Origin of the sequence: Nostoc cf. edaphicum LEGE 07299 (genome assembly GCF_015207245.1) — a bacterium.
GTDB classification, from domain to species: Bacteria; Cyanobacteriota; Cyanobacteriia; order Cyanobacteriales; family Nostocaceae; genus Nostoc; species Nostoc edaphicum_B.
In genome coordinates this window covers 1-3220 of the sequence record NZ_JADEXF010000756.1, presented here as the reverse complement: position 1 = coordinate 3220, position 3220 = coordinate 1, and the positions used below count along the sequence as shown (strand labels likewise).

Here is a 3220-nt window from a genome sequence, read left to right as displayed (position 1 = left end):
GTTCCGCACAGTATATTTAATCCTGCATATTGGAATCAGGTTCAATACACCAAGATACAAAAACTTATTCCAGAAGAATTCGGCGTACCTCTAGAAGACTGGTTGTTTAAAATCTTAACTGTATCTATTTAAGCGACTAATTATAGTAGATTAATCGTAATTGAAGAACTGGTAATTAAATCGCTACGCATTTTTAGAATCAGGAAATGCCCCAAAAATCTCAGTCACGTTATCCAGAAAATTGGTCAGATATCGCTCTTGATGTCAAACAATCTGTAGGGTGGCGTTGCTCTAAGTGTGGCTTACAGTGCATTCGCCCCGGTGATGATACGTCCGAACTTTCCCGTTCTAAGAGAACAGCGCTAACATTAACAGTGCATCACAAAAATTTTCTGCCAGAAGATAATCGTCGAGAAAACTTATATGCCTTATGCACAGCTTGCCACCTCAGTTTTCATACGCGACGCAGGGGAAATGTATCGCCAGGACAATTATCTTTATTTTGAGCCAGCTTCTTAGTAAGGCGATGGATCTTTAAGAAGGCTCTGGGATATGAGTGATGAGTAAACACCTTCATCTGTGGGAAAAACTCAATGAACGGCAGCAAGCCACACTCACTGCCATTTACCGTACTGACCAGTCGGTGGAGGCAGCACAAAAAGAAGGTTGGCGATTAGGTTCAATCAGAGAGAAAGCATCCGTATGGCGTAATCTGCAATATTATTTTGAACCCACAAGCTATGAAACTTTATTGCACAAGTTGCTATCTCTTGCTGGTGTAGTTGACCAGGGATTAGGTTCAACTCTTGCTCTTTTGGAACGACACAAGTTAATTGAATGTAATTATTATGACGGCGAACTAATTTCTATCAAGCTCACCACAACTGGACGTGCTGTAGCTCGTGCTGGGTTGGGTGAATTAGCGCCTAAAAAGCCACCCAAGGGACAACTTAAACCAAGGCAATGGGAGGCACTTTGTACAGCCTATCAAGCTGGTGAATTAGGGCTAGAGAGTGGATTAACCTTTGGGGATTATGCCGGGTTTAGTTGGCAGTGGACTTGGTTGAGATTACGAGATTATCAAGGAAGTGGATTAGTAAAGGAAGTTGGCTACTGGAACAAAGACGGTAAGCACTCAACCAAGCTGGTTATTACTCAGGCTGGAATAGAGTTTTATCGACAGCAATGGTCACAATATCGCACTCTTTACCCTGATGTGAATGCGCCCAAACCTGACTGATGTTATTGAACTACTGTCTGACCTCATTCAAGTAATATTTATCGATTTGCTCCCTCATAGAGGCTAGAGCCGATTGAATATCTGGGAATGGCTGGCTTTCTTGTAGCACCATTTCTTCATGCATGGGTACATATAATTCAGCCAAGTAGCAGCCAAGGCGTAGATCAAACCACACGTCAATAATGCAGCCTTTATACCAACCTTGCGAATAGTATTTATCGACCTGTTCCTTCATATAAGCTACAGCCGATTGAATATCTGAGAATGCTTGCCTTTGTTGCATCAACATTCTGTTGCGTACCGGGGCATATAATTCAGCTAAGTAGCAACCGCGCCTGTCATCACGCCAAACATCAATACTACAGCCAAAATATTTCTCGGAGTGCTTTAAATCCTTAGAGAGTAAATCAATCATGGCGAACACCCATTTGCAATCAACTTAAAAGGATAACTTGATATTGGACTGAAAATGCCTTGTATGTTCCACAGCTACCGTCCTTGAGAACAGGGTGGGGTATTATTCGCAATTGACGACATTCGATTGAGTCATATCGTAAATTACGACATTAGATTGATTCATGTCGTCAATTGCAACAGATGATTGATTCATGTCGTCTCTGGCTTTCAAACCAATATCTCGACGAATACTTTGTAATAACTCTAGACCCGTGCGTTGAGAATTGGGGTTAGCTGACCAAATCGCGTTGACTGTAATCTCAGTACCTTGCAAGAATGCGTTTACTGCCCCCACGAAGTAATCACCATCTGAGTAGTCTAGGCGGACTAGGTAAACAAAGTTTTTGTCAGGGTAGAAGGTATTTTTTAACTCACTGGCTTTTTGATAGTCGGGGTGTTCTTCAGTCAAGTAGGTAATTTTTGGTTTGTTGGGCTGACTGAATCCCCCTGATTTAGCCCAATTGGGGTCTAACTTCTTGCGCCTTTTGGCTTCTCCCATTATCGACTCCTTTGTGCTACCGAGTGCAGAATCAAGGTTAAATCCATCTTAATTGTCCCGGAAAACAGCGATCGCTCTGGCACAGAAGAGAAAAGCAATCGCCTGCCCTCTCACAAATGTTGTGCGACCACCAACCACGATTGAGATAACACCCGCTCCCTGTAACGGTTTAAGCGATAGTAAGTTACTTCGGTTTTAGGCTACAGCCTCCGCAGCACTTGCTTGACGCAGATGCACAGGTCGGAGTACGACTGAAGGTTATTCAAAAAATTTCAGATCGCAGAACTTTGTCTGCCCAGCAAAAAAAACTTAGAGGTGCTGGATGAGGATTTAGAATCGGTTATCTCAACGCTTAGATTTTAGTTAGTATCAGCATTAAGTCAGTTCCCCTTGTCAAATTCACTAACTGTTTTTACTGAAGCTCCAAAGAGCGACCTATCAATTCAGATGATTCAGTCCATGCATATGTTATTTCGTTTGTGTCTGGATCGCGATACCAAGATTCGCTCCAAGAACTGTATCGGCTGTATAGTCGTATGACTCGTATTCCCTGTTTAAATTGTTTACAAGTAGTTGGATGAATTGAGTATCCAGCGAAAACATTCCCTGGCTGCTGTCTTGTTTCAAGAATAACTCCAGACACATCTGGTCTAATACATCGGCATTCCGGATCAGAATACAAAGGTACATTTACTCGATACACAATTCGTACTACGTTGTCTGGATTTACTTCTTCAATCGGCTCTGGACTAAAATCGTTTTCATACTCCAAAAATGGAATTTTATTAAATAATTCACTTACATTTTTTAATGTTTTTACTGCAAGAAACTCAGCATCTATTAAATGACTCAAGACTTGCAAATTATACAAACTAAGTGATGGTAACTGCTTAACTAAATCTTTTAAATCGATAATGTCTGTTTCAGCTTCAAAAGTGAAAATTTCTCTAGTATCAAATGACTGTTTATATGTTTTTTGCTTCTTTCCTAGAATAAGAATTTTCAAGTTATCGTACTGCTTATAC

5 protein-coding genes are annotated in these 3220 nt (G+C 41.1%); 2 read left to right on the top strand and 3 right to left on the bottom strand.

What is annotated here, in order from left to right:
• The first annotated feature begins 206 nt into the window (after positions 1 to 206).
• On the top strand, positions 207 to 506 hold the full coding sequence (locus IQ229_RS20195) for an HNH endonuclease (RefSeq protein WP_194046799.1): 300 nt from the start codon (positions 207 to 209) through the stop codon (positions 504 to 506).
• Positions 507 to 559: 53 nt separating this feature from the next.
• Positions 560 to 1240: a hypothetical protein gene (locus IQ229_RS20190; protein WP_194046797.1), complete on the top strand. Its 681-nt coding sequence runs from the start codon at positions 560 to 562 to the stop codon at positions 1238 to 1240.
• 10 nt (positions 1241 to 1250) lie between these two features.
• Here IQ229_RS20190 and IQ229_RS20185 read toward each other — a convergent pair whose 3' ends face one another.
• The 3 genes from IQ229_RS20185 to IQ229_RS20175 all read right to left on the bottom strand — a co-directional run.
• On the bottom strand, positions 1251 to 1655 hold the full coding sequence (locus IQ229_RS20185; protein WP_228013600.1) for a hypothetical protein: 405 nt from the start codon (positions 1653 to 1655) through the stop codon (positions 1251 to 1253).
• A 102-nt stretch (positions 1656 to 1757) separates the two neighbouring features.
• Positions 1758 to 2195: a hypothetical protein gene (locus tag IQ229_RS20180; protein ID WP_194046793.1), complete on the bottom strand. Its 438-nt coding sequence runs from the start codon at positions 2193 to 2195 to the stop codon at positions 1758 to 1760.
• Positions 2196 to 2607: 412 nt separating this feature from the next.
• A partial coding sequence (locus IQ229_RS20175) for a hypothetical protein (RefSeq protein WP_228013599.1) occupies positions 2608 to 3220 on the bottom strand: 613 nt, incomplete at its 5' end.

Bases quoted from the DNA above. Each gene is read 5' to 3' on its own strand.
- IQ229_RS20195 (WP_194046799.1), top strand. From the start codon at position 207: ATGCCCCAAAAATCTCAGTCACGTTATCCAGAAAATTGGTCAGATATC.
- IQ229_RS20190 (WP_194046797.1), top strand. From the start codon at position 560: ATGAGTAAACACCTTCATCTGTGGGAAAAACTCAATGAACGGCAGCAA.
- IQ229_RS20185 (WP_228013600.1), bottom strand. From the start codon at position 1,655: ATGATTGATTTACTCTCTAAGGATTTAAAGCACTCCGAGAAATATTTT.
- IQ229_RS20180 (WP_194046793.1), bottom strand. From the start codon at position 2,195: ATGGGAGAAGCCAAAAGGCGCAAGAAGTTAGACCCCAATTGGGCTAAA.